Below are 23,883 nucleotides of genomic sequence, written 5' to 3'. Positions count from 1 at the left end.
GTTATGAATTTAACAGCCAAACAGTTTCGATTCTTCCGAAAGTCAGAGATTCAATTTGTTCAGGACAATCTGAAGGTCATTTTCCAATCGATATTTACCGTACTTTCTCTCGCCCTGGCTGTTTGGTTTTTCCAACATGAGCAGGGGGAGCTACATCAGGTAAAACAAGTTTTGTCGACCTCCAAATGGGCATGGATTATTGTCGGGACGCTCCTGACCATATTTTACGTCATACTTCAGGCACTGATGTATATCAATTCTTTCGCTGCAATCGGAACAAATCTGTCTTGGGCAGATGCCATTGTCCTTTTTCTTAAGCGAAATTTTGTCAGCGTTTTTTTGCCTGCCGGAGGAATATCGTCTCTGGCCTTCTTCTCAAAACCGATTGAAGATAAAGGCATTACGAAAACGCAAGTACATTTTGCCTCTTCCATATATGCTTTCGTCGGCATCCTGTCGGTGGTAATTGTCGCCATTCCAGCGTTTCTGGTAGCGTTGACAACAGGCGGCCTTGGTTACGGAGAATGGATAGCTCTCGGCGCAACCATCGTTCTGATAATCATTGCATATGCATTCTATCGATCCTTTCAAACTCGAGGATTTCTTTACAAAAGACTGGTCGATCAGTGGCCGGTCGCGGAGGAATACCTGGACAATCTGATTAGCAACAAGATACAGTCCAAATTCTTTTTGCTAACTGTATTTTATAGCGTAGTGATAGAATTGACGGGAATAGCACATCTCTATGTCGCTATGCTCGCGTTACACCTTGAGCCCTCTCTGTCCGTCGCAATTTTAGGGTATATCACTTCGGTGATTCTGTTGATCGTCTCCCCGTTTCTCCGAGGTATCGGCGCCATCGAATTCTCTATGACATATGTTCTGATCCGGTTTGGATTCAGCAATGTGGACGCCATATCTGTCACCTTTTTCTACAGATTTTTTGAGTTTTGGTTACCCCTTATGCTCGGTGCGTTGAGCTTTTTGATCAAGATTAATAAGCTGCTGCTGAGGATATTTCCGGCGATGCTTCTATTCATTCTTGGTATTATCAATATCATTTCTGTCGTCACACCAGCCATAGGCACACGCCTTCATTTTTTGAAAGAATTTCTGCCGATGAGTGCCATCGCAGTATCCAACTTTTTTGTCCTGCTGACTGGTCTTTTCCTGTTGGTGACTGCAGCATTTCTGTTTAAAGGATTGCGAATGGCATGGTACTTTGCCATCGCGCTTTGCTTCATTTCACTGGTCGGCAACCTTACAAAAGCAATTGATTATGAAGAATCTGCTTTTTCCCTTGTGGTCGGAATCATCCTTTTGGTATCAAAAAAAGATTATTATATTAAAAACAGCCGCCGATTCGGAATCATGGGCATTGTCGTCACTTCATTTAGCTGCGTGGCGGTTTTGATATATGGTTGCATTGGATTCTACTTTTTAGATGAAAAGCATTTCGGAATAGATTTTAGTTTTAAACAATCTGTTACATATACCTTTGCTAATTTCTTTTTAGTAGGCAGTGCTGATCTCAACGCACGTGACGACTTCGCCCGGGATTTTCTTTACACTCTGAATATCAGCGGTTTCCTTTCGATATCTTTTCTTGTTTATGCGCTCGTACGACCATACTTTGTCAACTCCGAAGTATATCAAACCGACCTGGAGTGGGCAAAAGTGGAGCTAGTCAAATACGGAAATTCACCGCTCGATTATTTCAAATCCTATTTTGACAAACTTATTTTCCGGTGCGAAGTGACAGGCGGGTTTGTGTCATATCGCATCGTTGGAAACTTCGCGGTTGTACTGGAGTGCCCTGTTGCAACGGAAGAAAACCTGCTGGAATGTGCCAAATCCTTTGACGAATATTGTGACTGGCATGGCCTGAAAAGCATTTATTTCAGAGTTCCCGAGGAAAAGTTATTTGCTTTCCCATCAAAAAAGAAACTGTTTCTAGGCCAAGAAGGTGTGCTTGACCTGACGTCGTTTAGCATGGATGGGGGAGCTAAGAAATCAATTCGGAATGCCATTAAAAAAGTAAAAGATCAGGGATTCGTTAGCAAAATATACAGTACTCCGGTTGGCGACGATGTACTAAGTAAACTCGAAGCGGTTTCAAACGAATGGCTGTCAGAAACGAACCGTTCGGAGATTGTTTTTTCTCAGGGAATGTTTATCCACGAAGAGCTTAGGCATCAGACCATTATCACGATTGAAAATGCTGAATCAAAAGTATTTGCATTCCTCAATATTATCCCAGATTACGCCACTGGGGAAGGGACCTACGATCTGATCCGCAAGACAAAAGACGCTCCCAACGGAGTCATCGATTTCATCATGGTTGAGATGTTCTATTTCTTGAAAGCCAAGGGTTACTCCTCTGTTAATCTGGGCTTTGCGCCATTGTCCGGCATTACGGATCCTCGAAACTTTCCTGAGCGATCGATGAAGTTCGCATATGAGAAAATCAGGTCATTTTCTCACTATCAGGGACTGCGGGCGTATAAAGAAAAATTCTCTCCCGAGTGGCACAATAAGTATCTGCTATACGACCAGGATTTCGATCTTTTTAAGGTACCTGGGGTGTTGACCAAGGTTATTAAACCTTAGGTACGATTCCGGTCAGATATTACCAAGAAATTCGTTTTCTACCATTGTTACCCAATTGGTACAAATCATCCGCTCACAAATTTTCGGGACGTTTTTGCCTGGAAACAGCTCTTTTTTTAATCCCATTTTTTATAACCATTGCCCAAAAAATGTCATTTTTCTCCGTTTAGGGAATTTTTTGACCTACATTTTAATGGCCTTTTAACACGCTTTTAACATGTAGTTAAGGAAAATATACGCTTTTTGTATATGTTTTACTAAAAGCTCACTTCTATGAAAAATGTAATTTTTTGTCACCACTCCTCCCGCAATATTCGAAGAATCTGCTGATAATTTGTTTCCAGGTCAAAACTAAAACCATTGACCTCATATACACTGAATATCAATATTATGACACTTTGAAGACGACTAGAAGTATTGCATTTCCGCTGAGTGAATTAAGATATGCAAACCAAAGTTTCTTCCATCTGCTCAAACCCTAACTCTGAATGAAAAAAGTATTAAGGAAATATATTCTGACGTTATGTACTCTTTTATTAGGCGGATATGGTTTTGTACACGCCAATGTCAAAGAGGATTTTGACGGAAATGATACAGGCAAAATTCTTCAAAGGTCAGAATGCGCCGTTTCAACCTGCACTGAAGTCGAGCGTGCTACTATCAAATATGCTATATCAGGCATTGAGAACGACGAACAGTTTTTCTCCGAAGAAACAGAAGATACTTCCCTAAAATTTGATTTTGCCAGAAAAACAGCTTCTGCCAGCCACTATTTTACCGCTCCTTATATTCAAAAACTCAGATATCTTTTTTCCGAAACCCAAAAACAGTTGATCTTTTTTCAACATCTGGCGAACGGGTCTTCAAGGTATCTAACACTACAAGTTCTCCGACTTTGAGCCGCAATTCAAAGAGGGAAGTTGGATCCATAGTCTTTCATTTCATTGCTTTTGCTGTAAAGACAATATCGACCTTTCAGCTCACCAAACCCCTGGCATGTTACAACATGCTATCACTCAATTAAATAATTATCAAAAAATCAAATTGTCTTAAATAGCAAAAATTATCATGAAGAGAATTCTCATGCTCATGAGCTTGTCTGCGTTGTTTTACCAAACAGGCTGTGAATCCAAGAAAGAAGAAAAGGAAGAGGAAGTCAAATTCCTTGTGACCAGTCCGGTTGAAAAAGACACCCTTATTGACAAAGATTACGTTTGTCAAATCCGCGCCATCAGCCATATCGAATTACGGGCTTTGGAAAAGGGTTATTTGCAAAAGATATTTGTTGACGAAGGTCAGCATATCAAAAAGGGGCAGATGATGTTCCAGATCATGCCGATGCTGTATGAGGCAGAACAACAAAAAGCGCAGGCAGAAGCAAATTTTGCCGATGTTGAATACAGAAATACAAAGGCACTTGCAGACAGCAATATCGTTTCGAAAAATGAGCTGGCTCTTGCGAAAGCAAAATTGGACAAGGCCAAAGCTGAGCTATCCCTGACATCTGTTCACCTTGGTTTTACACAGGTGAAAGCGCCTTTTGATGGTATTATGGATCACTTCCAGGTGCGGTTGGGAAGTCTTGTTGACGAGGGAGACTTGTTAACTACCCTCTCAGACAACAGCAAAATGTGGGTATACTTCAACGTACCGGAAGCTGAATATCTGAATTATCAGAACGGTCTGAAATCCAACAATAAAGAAGTCGTGAAGCTACGTATGGCCAACAACGAATATTTTGACCATACCGGGATTGTTGAAACGATTGAGGCTGATTTTAATAATGAAACGGGTAACATCGCTTTCCGTGCTACATTCCCAAATCCAAAAGGCCTTTTAAGACATGGAGAAACGGGCAGTATCGTTATCACTACGCCGCTGAAGCATGCGTTGATGATCCCGCAAAAAGCCACTTTCGAGGTATTGGAAAAGAAATATGTTTATGTGGTTGATAAAGACAATGTGATTCGTTCAAGAGAAATCACTGTCGGCGCAGAACTTCCTCACATTTTCGTGGTTACGGCTGGTCTTAAAAAGGATGACAGAATCCTGCTTGAAGGTTTACGCCAGGTACACGAAAACGAAAAGATCCACGCCACTTTCGTACAGCCTGACTCAGTAATGTCTCATTTAAGTCTATATGCCGAATAAGGAGGCATTAAAAAAAATCAAAAGACATGTTTAATCAATTCATACGAAGACCTGTATTCGCTATCGTGATATCGATCATGATAGTCTTTATAGGCATCCTGGCAATTGAGAAATTACCTATTTCCCAATTCCCGGATATTGCGCCAACGACTGTAAACATATTTATCGCTTACCCCGGTGCCAGTGCCGATGTGTTGGTCAAGTCCACGCTGATTACGCTGGAACAGGCGATCAACGGGGTTCAGGATATGCGTTATATCGCAACCGATGCAACCAGTGCTGGTGAAGCAACCCTCAGAATTATCTTCGAGCCCGGGACGGATCCCAACGTAGCGGTGATCCGGGTAAAGACGAGGGTGGATCAGGTAATGCCTCTTTTACCAGAACTAGTTCAGCGCGAAGGGGTTATTATTTCGCCCGTTCAGCCAAGTATGTTGATGTACGTCAACCTTTTTTCAAAAGAAAAGAGTATCGACGAAAAATTCCTTTTCAACTACGCCACTGTAAAAATGATCCCCGAGCTGCAACGTACCAAAGGGGTAGCAAGGGCGCAAATATTGGGTAGCCGTAGATATGCGATGCGTGTTTGGTTGAATCCGGAACGTATGCGTGCATATAGTATCTCGACAGAAGAAGTAATGAAAGCGATTGGTGAGCAAAGTATCATCGGTCGTCCGGGTCGTATTGGTCAAAGTTCTGGTATAGCTGCACAGTCACTTGAATATGTGCTTACCTACAAAGGGCGATATAGCGATCCTAAAGAATATGAAGATATTATAGTAAGGGCCAATTCTCAGGGTGAAAGTATACATCTTAAGGACATTGCCAAAGTTGAATTAGGTAGTGAATTCTTTGATATCTATTCCAATTTGGATGGAAAGGCTTCTGCCGCGATTGTATTGAGACAAAACTATGGTAGTAATGCCAGTGACGTAATTGAGCAGGTAAAAGAGAAGCTGGCCGTGATGAAAGAATCCTTCCCTCCGGGCGTGGACTATAAAATCAGTTATGACGTTTCTAACTTCCTCGATGCGTCAATAGAGCAGGTAATTGATACTTTGCGTGACGCCTTTATCCTTGTGGCCCTGGTGGTATTTATATTCCTTGGCGACTGGCGTTCAACTTTGATTCCGATCCTTGCCGTTCCGGTATCCCTGATCGGTGCGTTCTTTGTGATTCAGGCTTTTGGACTTTCCATCAACCTCATCACACTTTTTGCCCTTGTACTTGCGATTGGTATTGTGGTCGATGATGCGATTGTCGTCGTCGAGGCCGTCCATGCTAAAATGGAAGAAGAGCCTCATTTATCGCCGTTTTCTGCTGTCAAAAAAGTGTTGGGTGAAATTAGTGGTGCGATTATCGCCATCACAGCCGTAATGGTTTCGGTATTCCTTCCGATATCGTTTATGTCAGGACCAGTCGGTACTTTCTATCGCCAGTTCTCCATCACAATGGCCAGCTCCATCGTCATCTCGGCCTTAATCGCCTTGACGCTTACGCCGGTATTGTGTGCGATGTTGTTGAAAAACCATCATGGACACGCCAAAAAGAAAAACATTCTGAGCAGGGCACTAGACGGTTTCAACCAGGGTTTTGAAAAAATGACCGGATGGTACGTGGGCTTGCTGAAGTTGATCGTGAGCAGAAGAGTATTGACTTTTGTCATCCTGCTAGCTTTCTGTGCGGGTATTGCTTACGAGAATAAAATTCTGCCCGCAGGTTTTATTCCTAATGAGGATCAGAGTACGATCTATGCGATCATCCAGACTCCTCCAGGATCTACGCTGGAAAAAACCAACGAGGTATCCCGTCGTCTTCAAAAGATTTGTGAAGAAGTTGATGGAATTGAGTCGGTATCGTCTTTGGCTGGTTATGAGATTATGACAGAGGGTCGGGGTTCCAACGCCGGTACTTGTTTGATCAACTTAAAACCATGGTCCGATCGGAAGCAAAACGTGAAGGAAATCATGGAAGAACTGGAAGGCAAAACCAGAGGATTGGGTGCCGTAGTGGAATTCTTCGAACCACCGGCCATTCCAGGTTTCGGTACTTCGGGTGGTTTCTCGATGCGTCTATTGGATAAAACAACCGATACTGATTACCGCGAGTTCGACAAAATCAACAAGGAGTTCATGGCTAACCTTGGCAAGCGCAAAGAGCTGACAGGTTTGTTTACCTTCTTTGCCGCGAACTATCCTCAATACGAATTGGAGATTGACAATAAACTGGCCATGCAGAAAGGAGTATCGATCGGAAAAGCGATGGATAACCTGAACATCATGATTGGTAGTACTTACGAACAAGGTTTTATCAAGTTCAACCAGTTCTTTAAAGTATATGTACAATCTGATCCAAGCTTCAGAAGACTTCCATCTGATTTGCTGAAGCTTTTCGTGAAAAACGACGCAGGCGAAATGGTACCTTACTCGTCATTCATGACGCTTAAAAAAGGGCAGGGACCAAACGAGATTACCCGCTTCAACTTATATAACTCAGCAGCGATCCAGGGTCTTCCGGCCAAGGGATATACCACTGCTGACGCCATCCAGGCAATTCGCGAAGTCGCGGTGAAAACTTTGCCAAAAGGATATGATATCGCTTTTGAAGGTCTTTCATATGACGAAGCGAGCCGCGGAAATGAGTCGCTATATGTATTCCTGATCGTATTGGCCTTCGTTTACTTTGTGTTGGCTGCGCAATATGAAAGTTTCATTATTCCTTTGGCTGTTGTGTTCTCGCTTCCGGTTGGGGTATTTGGTTCTTTCCTGTTGTTGAAATTGATGGGGTTGGAAAACAACATCTACGCTCAGATCGGTTTGATCATGTTGGTCGGGTTGTTGGGTAAAAACGCCGTACTGATCGTGGAATTCGCCGTCCAGAAGCGACAGCAGGGCGAAACGATTCTGAACGCTGCCATCGAAGGAGCGAAAGTACGTTTCCGTCCAATCCTGATGACCTCGTTCGCGTTCGTTGCAGGTCTGATCCCGTTGATCACGGCAAGCGGCGCCGGAGCGATTGGTAACCGTACCATCGGTGCATCGGCTCTCGGTGGTATGCTATTCGGAACCATCTTTGGGGTTATTATCATCCCTGGTTTGTACTTCATATTTGGCAGTTTGGCTGATGGCCGACAAATGATCAGAGATGAAGACGACAGTCCGTTGTCAGAAGGATTTGTCCATGCAGTTGACAATTTTACCCAAAGCGATGAGAAAGAAGATCATGTATAATAAAAAGATAGCCAGTTATATAGGGGTGGCGTTTGTCACCCTCGCATTCGCCGCCTGTAACGCACCCAACACCGTGCAGAAACAGGAGCGCAAAAATGTCTCTGCGAGCTACACCGGCTCGGAGAACACCGACTCGACCAGCAACTCGGGAAAGGTACTGTGGAGAGAATATTTCAGCGATCCAAATCTGGTAGCGCTGATCGACACAGCCTTCAAAAACAACCAGGAGTTGAATATTACCTTGCAGGAAATTGAGATCTCCAAAAACGAGATTCAGGCCAGAAAAGGGGAATATATGCCATTCGTTGGCCTTGGCGGCGGAGCTGGCGTAGAGAAACTGGGCCGATATACCAATATGGGCGCAGCCGAAGCTACGACAGATATCAAGCCGGGAAAAGAAATGCCGGAGCCCCTACCCGATCTTCGGGTAGCCGCTTTTGCAAGATGGGAAGTCGATATCTGGCATAAACTGCGGAATGCGAAAAAAGCTGCGGTTAACAGATATCTGGCATCCGTGGAGGGTAAGAATTTCATGATGACTAATCTGATCGCCGAAATCGCTAATTCATATTACGAATTGCTGGCATTGGATCGTCAGTTGGCCATTATCCAACAGAACATTGAGATTCAGAACAACGCCTTGAAAGTGGTAAGAATGGAAAAGGAAGCCACAAGGGTAACCGAACTCGCAGTTCGCCGTTTTGAAGCGCAGGTGTTGAATACGCAAAGCTTGCAATATGGCATCAAACAACGGATTACCGTAACCGAAAACAAGATCAACTTCTTGTTGGGTAGATATCCGCAGCCTGTTCAGAGGAGTACTCAGGATTTCGAGACGTTGACACCGCAAATTGCACAAACTGGGGTTCCGCAACAATTACTGCAAAACCGTCCGGACATCAGACAAGCAGAGCAGGAATTATTGGCAGCAAAACTTGATATACAAGTAGCGAGAGCCAACTTCTACCCTTCTTTGGGTCTTTCGGCAACACTAGGTCTCCAGGCATTCAGCCCGACTTACATTGCCAAATTACCTGAATCATTGTTAGCTACCCTCGTAGGCGATTTGGCCGGACCATTGATTAACAAGAACGCAATAAAAGCGAACTACGCCAATGCGACCGCCAAGCAAATCCAGGCCGTTTACAATTATGAACGGACGCTGCTAAACGCATATATTGAAGTAGTGAATCAGCTAAACAATATCAATAACCTGGGCCAGACCTATGATCTGAAACAAAGAGAAGTTCAGGCACTAACCCAATCAGTAACGATTTCCAATGGTCTCTTCCGTTCTGCACGCGCCGACTATATGGAAGTACTCTTAACCCAAAGAGACGCCCTGGAAGCCCGCTTCGACCTGATCGAAACAAAAACAGCCCAAATGAATGCAACGGTTAATATTTATCGTGCCTTAGGTGGGGGTTGGAATTGAGGGATATTTGAATTGAATAAGTAGTTTATTAGCATTGGGAAGCGCCTCGTTTGGGGGCGCTTTTTTTGTTCTTGCGAATTCATTTTAATATCGAAACAACCATTCCTTACTTGTTTGTTTTCGGGCAATTTGGTTTTAAATTAGTTAACAATCCTATCCCAACAATTTATACAATGGAAACTTCATCCCACCTATATATGTTCGCAATCATGCCGCCACCGGAATTATCTGCAAGGATTCACGATGAGCGCCTGAACTTCGCGGAAGAATATGGCTATGTAAGAGCTCTGAAACCTCCAGTGCATATTACCATGTTCGATCCTTTTCCTCTATCTATTCCCGACTCAGAAATGTTCGAAAAGCGAATATCAAAAATGCTGAATTGGACAGTGGAACAGCTCCATCTTTCTCCAAGCTACCTGAGCGATGGTTGCGTCCGCTGACGGGTATATATGCCCAGCAGCATAATCATGAAAAAATAATTGAGAAGGCGAAGAAAAAACTTTCAACTACCGGTTTGTCGGTCAGCGAAATCGCATATGCATTATGCTTCGAACATCCGTAATCATTCAGTAAATTGTTCAAGATCAAAAAACTATATCCCCGCTGGAATTTCGGGAGTTTTTTAATTGACGCTTCAAAAATAATTGATGCTATATTATTAATATCAGGCACCTTGCTCCTTCAGCCCGATTCTCTCGAAAGTGCTCACGCAATCTTTCATATTTCATTTTCATCCTCCCCAATCCCCTCAAAATAGTTCACCACCGACATCAAAGGCAAAGTAGTTCGGTCGGCAGCATTTGACATCTGTATAACAGCCCGGTCTATTGAGTTTTTGTCAAAACCAATGAAGTAGCCGCTAATCGTTTCATCTGGCGCGATCCGGTAGTCGATTGCTTTGTTGAGATATTTGGAAGCTCGTTTCTGCAAGCCGGTAAGTTGTGTTTCAGACATAGTTCTATTATTATCTGTGGTATATCTCGTTCGTTTCAAATCAGAGTGAGTCAGTTCGGCTTTTCCCTAAGTTTCGTAAACGATATTGAAAGCAAAAATGATTCCAAATACTGTGGCAAATAATAAAATAGAGAGCCGACCTGTCTTTAGATTTTCCTAAAAAGTACCTGAAATAAAATCCTGCTAAGGAGCAACAAACTCCTGCGACTTCGCATCCGCCGGAGCACCCGTGAAATGAAATACCCAAACTGCAAACACGAGAAAGATTGCAAAACAAAGGGCCAGTTCGACGGATCAGGCAAGCAATTTCACCACCTAATCAACTACGTGGGGCTGAGTTATTGAAACTTTCATTTTGTAATTTGGACAAAATGAAGGATGCCCAATAGCGGACTGACCTGTCCGATTTCGGACAAGATTAAATCGAAAAAATGGCTATTTGAATGAAAACGGATATTTTTTGAGCCAGGTACGATTGTTTGGCCTTCCGGACAATAGAACAGGATGACGACTTACCTCGGGACTTTTCAAGAGACGACGGCAAAAATCAGAATTATCGAAATATGCTACTCAACTATACCATTATCGCCTGGCGCAATCTGCGGAAGAACAGTACATTTTCGATCATCAACGTATTCGGGCTGGCAACAGGCCTTGCAGTGGCGCTACTCATTGCGCAATACGTTCGCTTCGAGTTAAGCTACGAGCATGAGAATCCGCTGGCAGACCGGATCGTCCGGCTCTCCATGGACTATATGAATGGTGGAACCGTGGACGCTCAGGATGCCGAGACCTACCCGCCGATCGCATCGAGAGCATTAGCGGAAATGAAGGAGGTGGAAAGTTATGCGCGCGCTTATCCGTTACGCAACCGGCTTTCGGCAGTACAGATCGGTGACCGGTATTACCAGCTTTCCAATGTGTATGCTGTGGATTCGTCCTTTTTTAGAATGTTCAACTATCCACTGCTTCGCGGCACGGTGCGTGGGCATTTCGGCAGGCCAAGGGAAGCTGTTCTAACTGAAACCATGGCGCGGACCTATTTCAATACGCTGGATGTAGTCGGGAAAACGATAAAGATCCCCAAATCCAACGGTAGTATTTTGTTTGAAATAGTGGGTGTCGTCCCGGATTCTCCTGCAAATACGCATTTGAAATTCGATATGGTAATTTCCTACCCGACGATGCTATCGGATTTGGGGGAGGACGAAGACAATTGGAACAATAATAATACCTATACCTACCTGCAACTGACCACTGGAACCTCCCAGGACGTTTTTGCTCAATCACTTACGAGATTTACTACCCGTCTATTGCAGGAAAAGAGGTTCAACAATGAGCGCGTGGTAGCCCAGAAAATCGGCGATATTCATCTATACTCCCACAAAACATTTGAAACAGAAGCGAATGGCGACCCGCGGTCTGTGTACCTGCTGCTTGGTGTGGCGGTTTTGGTATTGTTGGGTGCTTTTGTCAATTATGTAAACCTGACGACTTCCAGGGCATTGGACCGTGCGAGGGAAATCGGCGTGAGAAAGGCTGTTGGGTCGAACCAGCAGCAGATCCGGATGCAAGTGCTTGTAGAAACGATTTTGGTCAATTTGCTGGCCGGAGGTCTGGCTGTGGGCATGGTGTCGTTACTTCAATCGCAATTTATCGAAATTACTGGCTTACCGGAAGAATTTGCGGTGCTGGACGATGCATTTTTCTGGGGAAGCGCCTCAGCGTTTCTGGTATGCAGCGTGTTGCTGTCCGGTTTTTACCCAGCTATAGTGCTCGCCTCATTCGAGCCGGTGAAGGTGTTGAAAGGCAATTTCTCAACCTCAGTGAGAGGGGCCCTTCTGCGCAAGTCGCTGGTTGTTTTCCAGTTTACTGTGACATTAATTTTATTGGTACAAACCGTGGTCGTGTACCGCCAGGTTAAATACTTGCGGGAGCAGGAGCTGGGGCTCAATATTGACCACACACTGGTTGTGAAAGCGCCTGTCGGGAACGACATCCGCCAGACTTACAATGCATTTCGGCAAATGCTACTCGAACAATCGCAGGTAAAAGGAGTTTCGTTTTCTGGCACCGTACCGGGAATGGGCACGGCCGGAATGGGGACGACTACCGGCGTCAATCTTTCGGGTACTGCAAAAAAAACTTACTACAACTACCACGTTACCGCCATTGATACCTCGTTCATCGAACAAATGTCGATCCGGCTTCTGGCCGGTAAGAACTTCGATGCCTCGACCACTTTGGGCTTCGCAGATACCACCAACCGGCAGTTGATCGTCAATATGGAAACGCTCCGGTTGTGGGAGATCCAAACGCCGCAGGAAGCGATCGGCAGGCGGGTCGATCTCTGGGGTAATCAGGCTACAATTCGTGCGGTAGTCGATAACTATCATTACGATTCGCCCAAAGTTCCTCATATCCCCATCATCCATTTATATTCACCCCGCTTCGACCGTTATGCGAGCGTAAAATTCGCACCCGGCAATCCAGCCGAGCAGTTGGCAACTTTAAAACGCGTTTATCAAACAAATTTCCCTTATTCTCCCTTCACTTATTTTTTCCTGGACAGCGAGTACGATAAGCAGTACAAAACCGAAGACCGCTTCCGTCAGGTTTTTGGCTTTTTGACCATCATCGCGGTTGTAATTTCCTGCCTGGGATTGTTTGGCCTGGCTACTTTCACTGCCTCTAAACGAACCAAGGAAATCGGCATTCGAAAAGTAATCGGAGCAACCACAGGCAACCTGGTGGTGCTGTTGTCTAAAGAGTATTTGAAGCTTGTCACCCTAGCCATCGCGCTCGGCTTGCCTGTTACGTATTTTTTGGCCATTGCCTGGCTTGACAATTACTCGACGCGCGCAACGCTCACGCCCTACCTGTTCGCAGGCCCCGCATTGACGATGCTACTGATGGTTCTAATATCGATCGGTATGAAAACCATCGCTACCGCATTACTCGATCCAGTTAAGTCACTCAGAAGCGAGTAAACAGGTTTTTAAAAAAATACAGTTTAGTTCAGTGCGTCTTATTTATATCCAGACGAAACGTGAACGAAATCATATCCTGAAAAAAGACAGGTTCTTTTCAGGATTCTAGCTGATGCTACTCGTTGGAAATGTTGCAAATCCTTGAACTCACCGAATCACTCACCATTTTCCTGCGAAAAATTGAAAAATTTGCGATAATCGGGAAAATAAAAAAGCCTGCAATCTGTTGATTTGCAGGCTTTTGATGCTTTTTGTTATTTCTTCAAGTGATCCCGCTGGGATTCGAACCCAGGACCCATACATTAAAAGTGTATTGCTCTACCAGCTGAGCTACGGAATCATTTTTTTGGATTCAATTTCGGAGATAAAAATCTTCCCAGCTTAGCCCTGGACCTTTGTGTTACTCTTAGTGGCACATCGTATCGTGGTGCAAAAGTAATAATTTAATATTTCAACGCAAGTATTGACTTCCTATTTTTTTAACCTGAAACGAAAATAATATACAATTGTCTGATATCCAATATAATAAAAATGATAAAAATTTATTGGAAATATAGGGCTTTAATGCTCTTTCCCGTTCAATATGTCTTTATAATTAATACCAGTACCAACCGTAGTATTGATAAATTAAAGTCGATCGCTTGTTCAGCGATGCCGATATTAAGTAAACCCGGCTAGTTGAGGACTTATGAAAGTTAAATACAGGATTATATTCCTTCCATATGTACTCTATTAAAAACGAGCTTAACAGACGGGACTTTCTAAAAAAAGCAGGCTCCGCTGCCTTAATTTCTGCAATCGCACCTGATTTTAAGATTCCGGGAACTTCACAAAGTATGAAAACCATCAAAATAACGGGAGTGAATTCGAATTTCCAGAGAGAGCCGCTAAATCCATACCGGTTTAAAGGAAGTGCCATTACCGACAGCTGGCAGGTCATATCGTTGCTAGAATCGGAACAGGGTATACGCAAACTGGGCCTCGGAACCCAGGGAGTGTTATGGTCTGATTCTCAGGTATTCAATCAACACTCCGAGACGGGTGGAAATGCGTTGATGTACGCCATGACCGAACGTGCTTTGCAAATGTTGAAGGGAACTTCATTTACCGATCCTATCGAATTGCTGGACCAATTGCTTCCGGAAGTACTCGCCTATGGACGAAAAATTACAGATCGGCGGGAGCTTCGAAAAACTTTTGCGTTAAATGCGTTAGTCAGCGTCGATAATGCAGCATGGTTGTTGTACGCTGCTGAAAACAACATAACTCAGTTCGATGAGATGATTCCTCAGAAATACAGGCCAGGTCTTGCATACAGGCACAAAAAAGTGGCTAGCATCCCTTCCTTCAGCGCAGGTACTTCCATTGAGAAAATCAAAAACGCGGCCGATGACGGGTATTTCATTTTGAAGCTAAAAACCGGGGCCGCCGGAACCCAACAGGAAATGATCGAAAAGGATATCGCTTTCCTGACCGACGTCCACAAGGCGATCGGTCACTACGAAACACCATATACCCATAACGGCAAGATACCCTATTACTTTGATGCAAACGGCAGATATGAAAAGAAAGAGACACTACTGAGATTTCTGGACCATGCCAAAAAAATCGGTGCTTTCGACCAAATCGCTGTGATTGAAGAGCCTTTTGAGGAAAGCAACGAAACTTTTGTGGGCGACTTAGGTGTAACGGTTGCGGCGGATGAAAGTGCTCATACCGTCGAGGACGCGGCCAGGAGGATTGAACTTGGATATTCTGCCATTGCAGTCAAAGCAATCGCGAAAACATTGAGTATGACGATGAAAATCACACAGTTAGCTTTTGAGAAAAATATTCCATGTTTTTGTGCTGACCTGACTGTGAATCCTATCCTGGCGGATTGGAATAAAAACGTCGCTGCACGTCTTCAACCATTCCCAGGCATGAGTATTGGGCTTCAGGAAACCAATGGCCATCAATACTATAAAAATTGGGATAAGTTGGCGACCTACCACCCCTACCCGAACGCAACATGGGTAAAAACGCAGAAAGGTGTTTATCAAACCGACGAGACTTTTTATGCGCAGAGCGGTGGGATTTTTGCCCCTTCACATCACTATGAAGATATTATAAAAGGTGCATAAATTCGATTCCTCAAAAAAATAGGATCCCCCACCGAAAGGAGATCCTATAATAACTACCAACGCTAGCTTTTTTACAAATGTGTGCGCATGTCCAACTTCAAAAACACCACAAAACTGTCTTGTATTAAAATAATATTTTTCAAAGAAATTACTCCCAATGAAACTCAATTGTGTGCCATCTCACATGCTAATATTTCATAAAGTTTACACTTTAAAATCTTATATCAAAAGACTGGATAACGCAATCAAGAATCTAGTTTAAAATACTGTAAATCACATTATTACATCAAATTTTACCGACACTTCGGTACAACAAAGTTCGATAACTTATATGAGATTATCTTCGGTCTCAGTATAGAATCTGTTATATTAAAATGAAAATCGAGAGTTGGCCACTGTATCTAGCCTGAGCTCTCAGCGACCAAAATTAAATTTGATAATTATAACTATTCCTACAACTCCAGCAAAATCCTGTTAATAAAAAAATACCATTCCTTAAATAACGGTCACAAAACCCTTAATATTCGAATAAATTCAAATAGCAGCTATTCTTCGTCCGATTCGAACAATTTGAATAAAAATAAAATAAATAATGACGCTCAAAATACTTATAATAGGAAGTTCTAATACAGACATGGTGGTCAAAACGAAAGCATTTCCTAATCCTGGCGAGACGGTTTTAGGAGGAACATTCCTGATGAATGCAGGGGGGAAAGGTGCTAACCAAGCCGTGGCCGCCGCTCGTTTGGGGGCCGATGTCAGGTTTATCACAAAAACAGGCGATGACGTATTCGGTGCTCAGTCGCGGGAGGGGTTCCTTAAAGAACAAATCAATATCGATTTCTCACCAGTATCCACCAAATTTCCTTCCGGAGTAGCATTGATCACAGTAAATGACCAGGGAGAAAATACAATCACGGTGGCGTCCGGAGCTAATATGGATCTTAATCCTGAAGATTTGCCTGATGTGGTTTTCCAGGATATCGGCCTGGTATTAATTCAGTTTGAAATACCTTTAACAACAGTCGCCTATATAGTTGAACAGTGCAAGAAAAAGCAAATCAATGTGATTATCAACCCCGCTCCTGCGACAAAACCCGATCCGAAGATACTAAAAGACCTGTACCTCATTACACCCAACGAAACCGAGACCGAAATCATCACGGGCATACAACCCACCGACGAGAATATGACCAGAGAAGCAGCAATTGCTTTGAACCGTCTTGGTGTCAATAAGGTGATCATCACTTTAGGTAAAAAAGGGATATACCTGAAAACGGACGTATATGATGAATTCATACCCGCGATGGTGGTGGAGGCAGTTGACACTACTGCTGCCGGCGACGTCTTCAATGGAGCTCTGACCACCGCGCTAGCTTCTGGGAAAGATATTAAACTCGCGTGTGAATTCGCTTGCCGGGCTGCTGCAATTTCGGTTACACGACAAGGGGCTCAAAGTTCTGCTCCTTTTTTGCACGAAATGTAAATTACCATGCTTTTTACTTGCCAGGTTTTGAAAGCCGGGCAAGTCTCAACAGCCCAAGCGCCTGCCAGTTTATTTGCTGATCTCAGCAAGTTTCGGATTTGTCTGGCGATTATATCTTCCCAGTTTTGCAAAAAATAAATTTTATATGCAAAACATTAAAACAAAAAATAGAGAAATAGATTGGGCCAAATTCGCAGATGAGGTGAATATAAAAGGGTATTCCATTATCCCAAAATTCCTCACCAATGAACTTTCAGAAGAATTGAAGAACCTATATGAAAAATCAGATTTATATAGAAAAACGGTAGTAATGGAACGGCATCAATTCGGCCTGGGAGAGTACAAATATTTTAATTATCCCTTACCCGAATTCATTGAAAATATTAGATCTAAAATTTATTGCAAATTAAATCCTATCGCGAATACATGGTTCAAATTATTAAAAATTGAAAAAATATTTCCTGAAACACATGAAGAATTTTTAAATGAGTGTCGAGCAAATAATCAGAATAAACCCACGGCGTTAATACTCAGATATGACAAGGGCGGGTACAATACTTTGCATCAGGACTTGTACGGCGATGTGTATTTCCCGATTCAAATCGTTTTATTTTTGAATGAGCCAGATGTTGATTATCAAGGCGGTGAATTTGTTTTGGTACAACAGACGCCCAGAGCACAGTCCAAAGCCATCGTTCTGAAACCAAAAAAAGGGGATCTATTGGCTTTCGCAACCAACTTTCGCCCCGTTAAAGGCAAAAGTGGCTATTTTCGAACCAATATGAAACATGGTGTGAGCGAGATTCATGAAGGTGAGCGACATACGGTGGGTATCATCTTTCACGACGCTTTGAACTAGCTATGACCAACCACTCTGACATCAGCGATATTGACTTGAAAAATAAAATTCGAAAATCAGAAATTCTTTTTGGAGGCAATATCAGATTAAAAATTTATGGCAAACTGAGTTGCAAATCCGGTAAACGAATAAAAACAGACAACCGGGTATTTTTTAAAACAGAAGGCGAGGCCCTCCAAAATAATTTTAGACCTTGCGGTCATTGTATGAAAGATCAACATAAAAAATGGAAGAATGAACTTGTTCACTAATAAGGAAACTAATCTATTACCCAAAGATGGGATTGTAAATTATTATGGGAGAATATTTTCCGTGGGCACCTCTGATGATTATTTAAACAAATTAATAAAGCATATTGAATGGAAAAACGATGAGGCGATTATATATGGAAAACTAATTACAACAAAACGGAAAGTTGCCTGGTATGGAGATTCTGAGTTTGAATATACTTACTCTAAAATCACAAAAAAAGCGCTAGCCTGGACAGACGAATTACTGAAGATCAAAGAGATAATCGAACAAGAATCGGGCGAAAAATTTAACTCCTGCTTGCTAAATCTATATCACGATGGATCAGAAGGAATGGCGTGGCATAGCGATGCGGAAAAGGATTTGATCAAAGATGGTGCGATTGGCTCACTGAGCTTTGGTGCGGAGCGTAAGTTTTCATTTAAACATAAAGAGACGAAAGAATGCGTTTCGCTTATTTTAGAACACGGAAGTATGCTCGTGATGAAAGGACCCACGCAAACACACTGGCTTCACCGTCTACCACCTACAAAACTAGTGACCAGACCGAGAGTTAATTTGACCTTTCGGACAATAGTTTTGTAATTTAGTCCAACAGAAGAGTCCTCAAATGAACTTCTAGCTGACATCCCCTATCCTTAATTATATATCCAACAAACTATGAACAAGATACCGGTTATCATCGATTGCGACCCCGGTCATGACGATGCGCTGATGCTCATGCTTGCTTTTGGAAGCCAGAAATTTGACGTTAAAGCTGTAACAACCTCTGCGGGAAATCAAACTCAGGATAAAACGCTCAATAATACGTTGCGGATATTGACGCTCATTGGCGCTCACGTTCCAGTTTATCGGGGGTGCGAAAAACCAATGTATCGTGAACTGGTGATTAGCGATTATGTGCACGGAGAGACAGGTCTGGACGGCCCGATGATGCCTGAGCCTGCTTTTGCACATGAAAAACTGAACGCTGTCGAAGGGATTGGTGAAATCTTAGCCAACAGCGTCACCCCAATCACTATTGTTCCTACCGGCCCGCTCACGAATATAGCCGTGGTCCTCCTGGCCTATCCGCACTTGAAATCCAAAATTAAACGGATATCACTTATGGGCGGTGGCATAACCCGCGGTAATATGACGCCGTTAGCTGAATTTAATATTTTCGCAGATCCCGAAGCGGCTGCAGTTGTATTTAATGCCGGAGTACCAATTACGATGTGCGGATTGGACGTGACGCATAAGGCACTTGTTTTCCAACAAGATATAGATATGTTCAGAGCGATAGGAAATAAAACCGGCGTCGCTGCGGCTGATATGCTGGACTTCTTCTCTAAATTTTACCGGGAGAACAGGACAGAACTGGACGGCGGCGCCGCTTTGCACGATCCGTGCGCGATCGCCTGGCTGCTCGAACCGGATATGTTCACTTCCCAACCTTGCTTTGTCGACGTAGAAACTTCCGGAAAACTAACAACAGGAGCAACAGTGGTAGACTTTTACAATGTCCTAAATAAGGAACCCAACACCGAAGTTGTGTTTGATATTGATCGGGAAAGGTATATCCAACTTCTGGCCGACGCTATTAGGAAGTTGCCTTAAACTAGTTCCCTACAAGGTGCGAACACATTATGATTAAATAATTTTGGTAACGGAATAACGAGACGTCCCTGACCATTTGATGACAACACCTGAGCAGACCACCCGCTTGGTCAAAACCAACCTCAATCCGAAATACTTCCTGCTTAAAGAACAACCGAAACTTCGTCTTCAACAGACTCTTTGGAAGCTCTGTGACGAACGGCAGAGGTTCCTGAGAATAAGATCAAAAGCCCACCGATCGAGCATACCGCCATCATTCCGACCATTGGAAGAGCAGTGCCGTTATGAAGGAAACTTACAATCGCTGAAATAATGGCCCCAGCTCCCATTCTCCAACTTCCCATCAAGGCAGAAGCACTTCCCGTATGTTTTCTAAAAGGTGCCAGAGACAATGCCGATGTGTTAGGACCGGTAAGACCCTGCCCGGCAAGAAAAATGAACATCATTCCAATCAGGCTGTATAGATTGTACCAATGTTTCCAAACGCCAATAATTAAAAGGGTGCCAACAAGGGTCTGAGCTATAAGAGTTGCCCGGATAATTTCCTGACTAGTAAATCGACGTAAAAGGATATGATTTAGTTGGGTCGAACCGATCATAGCAAACGCAAGTAACGCGAAAATCCAACCATATTGCTGTTCGCTCACTTTATACAAATTCATGAAGACATCCGAAGATCCGGATATGTAAGCAAATGGCGCAGCTGTTGCTAAGCCGCCAGCAAGGGTGTAAACCAAAAATTGTGGCTGTTTAATGACCGTCAGATAGCTTCCCATTACAGCGGCGGGTTTCAGTGACACAGATTGGTCTGCTGGCTTACCAACAGGTAAAAAGAAATACACACCGGCCATCATGGCCAGCACGATTCCGCCCAGTATCACAAAAAGCCATTCCCATCCAAAACCAATAGTTACATACCCCCCAACCGTAGGGGCGATCATGGGTGAAACTGCAATAACAAGCTGAATCATCGAAAACACCTCCGCCCGTTTGGTTGCCGGAAACAGATCACTAACTAACGCCTGAGATGCCACCAGCCCAACACAGCCGCCAATTGCCTGGAAGAATCGCATTACAATTAACGACTCCACTGATGATGTCAACGCACAGCCAAGCGACGCCAGAACATATATAAACAACCCGATCAGCAAAGGATTTTTTCTACCAAAACGGTCGATTAAAGGCCCGTAGACAACCTGTCCCACACAAATACCGATCAGATAACTGGTGAGGGACAATTGCACTTTATCAATAGTAGTCCCCAGGTCGGATGAAATAGAAGGGAAGCCCGGAAGGTACATATCAATCGAAAAAGGACTGACGGTTGCGAGGGAACCCAGAATAAGAATAATGTATGAATATCGCTTGCGGCTCATTTAATTACTGCACTGTTATGCAGGAAAAACGGGAAAAAGAGACGTCATAGTTCCTCAAACCTGATAATTATAACAAGTTATGCATATAGTTATATTTAACTATTTTAAGGGCCATGAAATATAACAAAAGCCGGATCCGACAAAATCGAACCCGGCTTTCGTAATGTATTCATATTATTATTTTTTAGTTACACGAATTGAGATACGGCGGTTCTTTGATCGTCCTTCCTCCGTGTCATTCGATGCAACAGGATGCTCTTCCCCATAACCCTCAGATTCTAACCTGGAAGCATCTATACCTAAGTCTGTCAGGGCTTTTTTCACAGAATGAGCTCTATCGGTCGAAAGTTTGAGGTTTGCCACCGAATCTCCTGTATTGTCGGTATAGCCGCCTAACTTGACATTTATGTTGTCATATGCCTTTAAAATTTCCGCGACATTTTCCAATTGTTCTTGTGATTCTGCTTTTAGGTTAGCACTCCCGGTTTCAAAAAGCAAACGATCAAAATCAAACCAGGTCTCTTTATCCACCGGCGCGTCAGACTTGATGAATTCAAGCAATGATGACTCAACCGGATTACCCACTGCGGCAATGTTCAGTTTCATTCCATTCAACTCCAGTATGGCAGTTTCTGTCGTTACTGGAACAGGCAGTTCTATAATCTCTTCCGTCACCACTTCTTCTGAAATCACTGCGATATGCGGAGCAATAACAAGCGAAACGATAGACATCAGTTTGATCAGAATGTTCATAGACGGACCTGACGTATCTTTGAAAGGATCGCCAACAGTATCACCAGTTACAGCCGCTTTATGCGGTTCTGATTTTTTGTAAAACGTCTCTCCATTGATCACCGCGCCTTTTTCAAATGACTTCTTCGCATTGTCCCAGGCCCCACCCGCATTATTTTGAAAAATACCCATTAACACACCAGATACGGTCACACCGGCCAGCGTTCCACCCAATACTTCCGGGCCGAACAAAAAGCCGACAATAACCGGCACGATCAACGCAATCATACCGGGCGCTATCATCTCTTTAATAGATGCCTGCGTTGATATGGCAACACACTTGTCATATTCCGGCTTTGCGGTTCCTTCCATAATCCCTGGAATTTCACGGAACTGGCGACGAACCTCTTCCACCATCTTCATCGCCGCACGACCTACAGCGGCAATTGCCAATGAGGAAAATATAAATGGTATCATGGCGCCGACAAACAACCCGGCTAAAACATTAGCCTTGTATATGTCGATGGAATCGATTCCCGCCACCCCGCAGAACGCAGCGAAAAGCGCAAGGGAAGTTAGTGCTGCCGAAGCGATTGCAAAGCCTTTTCCCGAAGCAGCGGTGGTATTACCTACGGCATCAAGAATATCTGTCCGTCCGCGAACTTCTTCCGGCAAATGCGCCATTTCAGCAATACCGCCTGCATTATCTGCAATCGGTCCGAATGCGTCGATAGCCAATTGCATTGCAGTTGTCGCCATCATACCCGCTGCTGCAATTGCAACTCCATATAATCCCGCAAACTCATAACTAATATAAATTCCGGCCGCTAATACAAGCGTTGGTATCACGGTAGATTCCATACCTACTGAAAGCCCACCAATGATATTAGTCGCATGACCCGTAGAAGACTGATTCACAATCGACTGCACAGGTCTTTTACCCATAGCAGTATAATATTCGGTCACTAAGGCCATTATAGCCCCAACAATTGAACCAAGCAAAATTGCGTAAAAAACATCCATGGAAGTAAAATCAACCCCACGAATATTCATGCTTCCCTCTGGCAACATCCATTTGGTAAGCGGGAAACAAACAATAAGTGTAATCACAATAGAACCCCAGTTCCCTCTGTTTAGAGCTCCCTGAACGTCTCCCGTATCGGAGCTTACTTTTACCAAAAGCATACTGATAATGGAAGCGATCAAACCAACCCCTGCGATCACCATTGGCAACAATATCGGAGCAATTCCACCGAAATTGTCTCCCTGCGAAACAATCTCACGACCTAAAACCATCGTGGCAAGGATCGTGGCCACATATGAACCAAATAAATCGGCTCCCATACCGGCCACGTCACCAACGTTATCCCCCACATTATCCGCGATTGTTGCGGGGTTTCGTGGATCGTCTTCCGGAATACCTGCTTCAACTTTACCAACTAAATCCGCACCAACGTCGGCCGCTTTGGTATAAATACCTCCTCCAACACGTGCAAACAAAGCGATAGATTCAGCACCCAACGAAAACCCTGCCAATACTTCAAGCACCTTCTCCATCGCCAGACCGTTCACATCCGCGCTGTCTCCCACATATGCCTTATACAATACTATAAATAGGCTCCCAAGACCAATAACTGCCAAACTCGCCACACCAATACCCATTACAGAGCCACCTGTAAAGGAGACTTCAAGCGCTTTTTTAAGACTGGTACGGGCCGCCTGCGTCGTACGAACATTTGACTTTGTCGCGATATTCATTCCGATATATCCCGCAAATGCAGAAATAAAGGCGCCTATTAAAAACGAGGCCCCGATGAAAATACTTGAATTTTCAACCAGTGTACCCGAATAGCCTAACAATATGCTGACTATAATTCCGAAAATAATCAATACGCGCCACTCCGCTTTCAGGAAAGCAAGCGCACCATCGGCTATCGCTCCGGCAATTTCCTGCATGTTTGCGTCACCCGCATCCTGCCGAATGACCCAGCCTCTTTTAAAAAACATGACAAGCAAGCCAACTACACCAAGTGCCGGCACCAAATAGGTAATATAACTCATGCGAACGTTTAGGATTTTGGTTTAT

The 23,883-nt window shown here is 43.7% G+C and carries 16 protein-coding genes and 1 tRNA gene; 13 read left to right on the top strand and 4 right to left on the bottom strand.

Annotated features, from left to right (window positions below):
- Nucleotides 1-3: 3 nt before the first annotated feature.
- The 6 genes from AC1XUD_RS01625 to AC1XUD_RS01600 all read left to right on the top strand — a co-directional run bounded on the left by AC1XUD_RS01625 (nt 4) and on the right by AC1XUD_RS01600 (nt 9,869).
- The gene (locus tag AC1XUD_RS01625; RefSeq protein WP_483359191.1) at nt 4-2,610 is read left to right on the top strand and encodes a phosphatidylglycerol lysyltransferase domain-containing protein; all 2,607 of its coding nucleotides are present in this window, start codon (nt 4-6) and stop codon (nt 2,608-2,610) included.
- 488 nt (nt 2,611-3,098) lie between these two features.
- Complete coding sequence (locus tag AC1XUD_RS01620) at nt 3,099-3,509, top strand: hypothetical protein (RefSeq protein ID WP_483359190.1); 411 nt, start codon at nt 3,099-3,101, stop codon at nt 3,507-3,509.
- 169 nt (nt 3,510-3,678) lie between these two features.
- Nucleotides 3,679-4,761, top strand: coding sequence for an efflux RND transporter periplasmic adaptor subunit (locus AC1XUD_RS01615; protein ID WP_483359189.1), 1,083 nt, complete (start codon nt 3,679-3,681; stop codon nt 4,759-4,761).
- Nucleotides 4,762-4,787: 26 nt separating this feature from the next.
- Nucleotides 4,788-7,991 (top strand): efflux RND transporter permease subunit, encoded by a 3,204-nt coding sequence (locus AC1XUD_RS01610; RefSeq protein WP_483359188.1) that lies wholly within the window; start codon nt 4,788-4,790, stop codon nt 7,989-7,991.
- Nucleotides 7,984-9,426, top strand: a complete 1,443-nt coding sequence (locus tag AC1XUD_RS01605; RefSeq protein ID WP_483359469.1) for a TolC family protein — start codon at nt 7,984-7,986, stop codon at nt 9,424-9,426. The genes AC1XUD_RS01610 and AC1XUD_RS01605 overlap by 8 nt, the downstream gene beginning before the upstream one ends.
- 173 nt (nt 9,427-9,599) lie before the next feature.
- On the top strand, nt 9,600-9,869 hold the full coding sequence (locus tag AC1XUD_RS01600) for a hypothetical protein (RefSeq protein WP_483359187.1): 270 nt from the start codon (nt 9,600-9,602) through the stop codon (nt 9,867-9,869).
- Between the two features lie 277 nt (nt 9,870-10,146).
- Here the strand turns inward: AC1XUD_RS01600 and AC1XUD_RS01595 are convergent, their stop codons facing one another.
- Nucleotides 10,147-10,383, bottom strand: a complete 237-nt coding sequence (locus AC1XUD_RS01595; protein ID WP_483359186.1) for a hypothetical protein — start codon at nt 10,381-10,383, stop codon at nt 10,147-10,149.
- Nucleotides 10,384-10,946: 563 nt separating this feature from the next.
- Between AC1XUD_RS01595 and AC1XUD_RS01590 the strand changes: the two genes are divergently transcribed.
- Nucleotides 10,947-13,373, top strand: a complete 2,427-nt coding sequence (locus tag AC1XUD_RS01590; protein WP_483359185.1) for an FtsX-like permease family protein — start codon at nt 10,947-10,949, stop codon at nt 13,371-13,373.
- Between the two features lie 267 nt (nt 13,374-13,640).
- Here AC1XUD_RS01590 and AC1XUD_RS01585 read toward each other — a convergent pair.
- Nucleotides 13,641-13,713: transfer RNA gene (locus tag AC1XUD_RS01585), tRNA-Lys, on the bottom strand.
- A 382-nt stretch (nt 13,714-14,095) separates the two neighbouring features.
- Here AC1XUD_RS01585 and AC1XUD_RS01580 point away from each other — a divergent pair.
- The 6 genes from AC1XUD_RS01580 to AC1XUD_RS01555 all read left to right on the top strand — a co-directional run bounded on the left by AC1XUD_RS01580 (nt 14,096) and on the right by AC1XUD_RS01555 (nt 19,689).
- A complete protein-coding gene (locus AC1XUD_RS01580) occupies nt 14,096-15,496 on the top strand; it encodes an enolase C-terminal domain-like protein (protein WP_483359184.1) in 1,401 nt (466 codons plus the stop codon).
- 592 nt (nt 15,497-16,088) lie between these two features.
- Nucleotides 16,089-16,982, top strand: a complete 894-nt coding sequence (rbsK, locus tag AC1XUD_RS01575) for a ribokinase (RefSeq protein WP_483359183.1) — start codon at nt 16,089-16,091, stop codon at nt 16,980-16,982.
- Nucleotides 16,983-17,127: 145 nt separating this feature from the next.
- A complete protein-coding gene (locus tag AC1XUD_RS01570) occupies nt 17,128-17,841 on the top strand; it encodes a 2OG-Fe(II) oxygenase (protein ID WP_483359182.1) in 714 nt (237 codons plus the stop codon).
- Nucleotides 17,842-17,843: 2 nt separating this feature from the next.
- Entirely contained in the window at nt 17,844-18,092 is a 249-nt protein-coding gene (locus tag AC1XUD_RS01565) for an Ada metal-binding domain-containing protein (RefSeq protein WP_483359181.1), read from the top strand.
- Nucleotides 18,076-18,675: an alpha-ketoglutarate-dependent dioxygenase AlkB family protein gene (locus AC1XUD_RS01560; protein WP_483359180.1), complete on the top strand. Its 600-nt coding sequence runs from the start codon at nt 18,076-18,078 to the stop codon at nt 18,673-18,675. Before AC1XUD_RS01565 ends, AC1XUD_RS01560 begins: the two co-directional genes overlap by 17 nt.
- A gap of 75 nt (nt 18,676-18,750) precedes the next feature.
- On the top strand, nt 18,751-19,689 hold the full coding sequence (locus AC1XUD_RS01555; RefSeq protein ID WP_483359179.1) for a nucleoside hydrolase: 939 nt from the start codon (nt 18,751-18,753) through the stop codon (nt 19,687-19,689).
- Nucleotides 19,690-19,832: 143 nt separating this feature from the next.
- On the opposite strand, the gene AC1XUD_RS01550 is transcribed toward AC1XUD_RS01555, so the two are convergent.
- On the bottom strand, nt 19,833-21,065 hold the full coding sequence (locus tag AC1XUD_RS01550; RefSeq protein ID WP_483359178.1) for a multidrug effflux MFS transporter: 1,233 nt from the start codon (nt 21,063-21,065) through the stop codon (nt 19,833-19,835).
- Nucleotides 21,066-21,242: 177 nt separating this feature from the next.
- Complete coding sequence (locus AC1XUD_RS01545; protein WP_483359177.1) at nt 21,243-23,858, bottom strand: sodium-translocating pyrophosphatase; 2,616 nt, start codon at nt 23,856-23,858, stop codon at nt 21,243-21,245.
- Nucleotides 23,859-23,883 lie beyond the last annotated feature (25 nt).

It is taken from the genome of Dyadobacter sp. HNCC25DJ184 (assembly GCF_056895215.1).
This window is presented reverse-complemented; position numbering and strand designations above follow the sequence as displayed.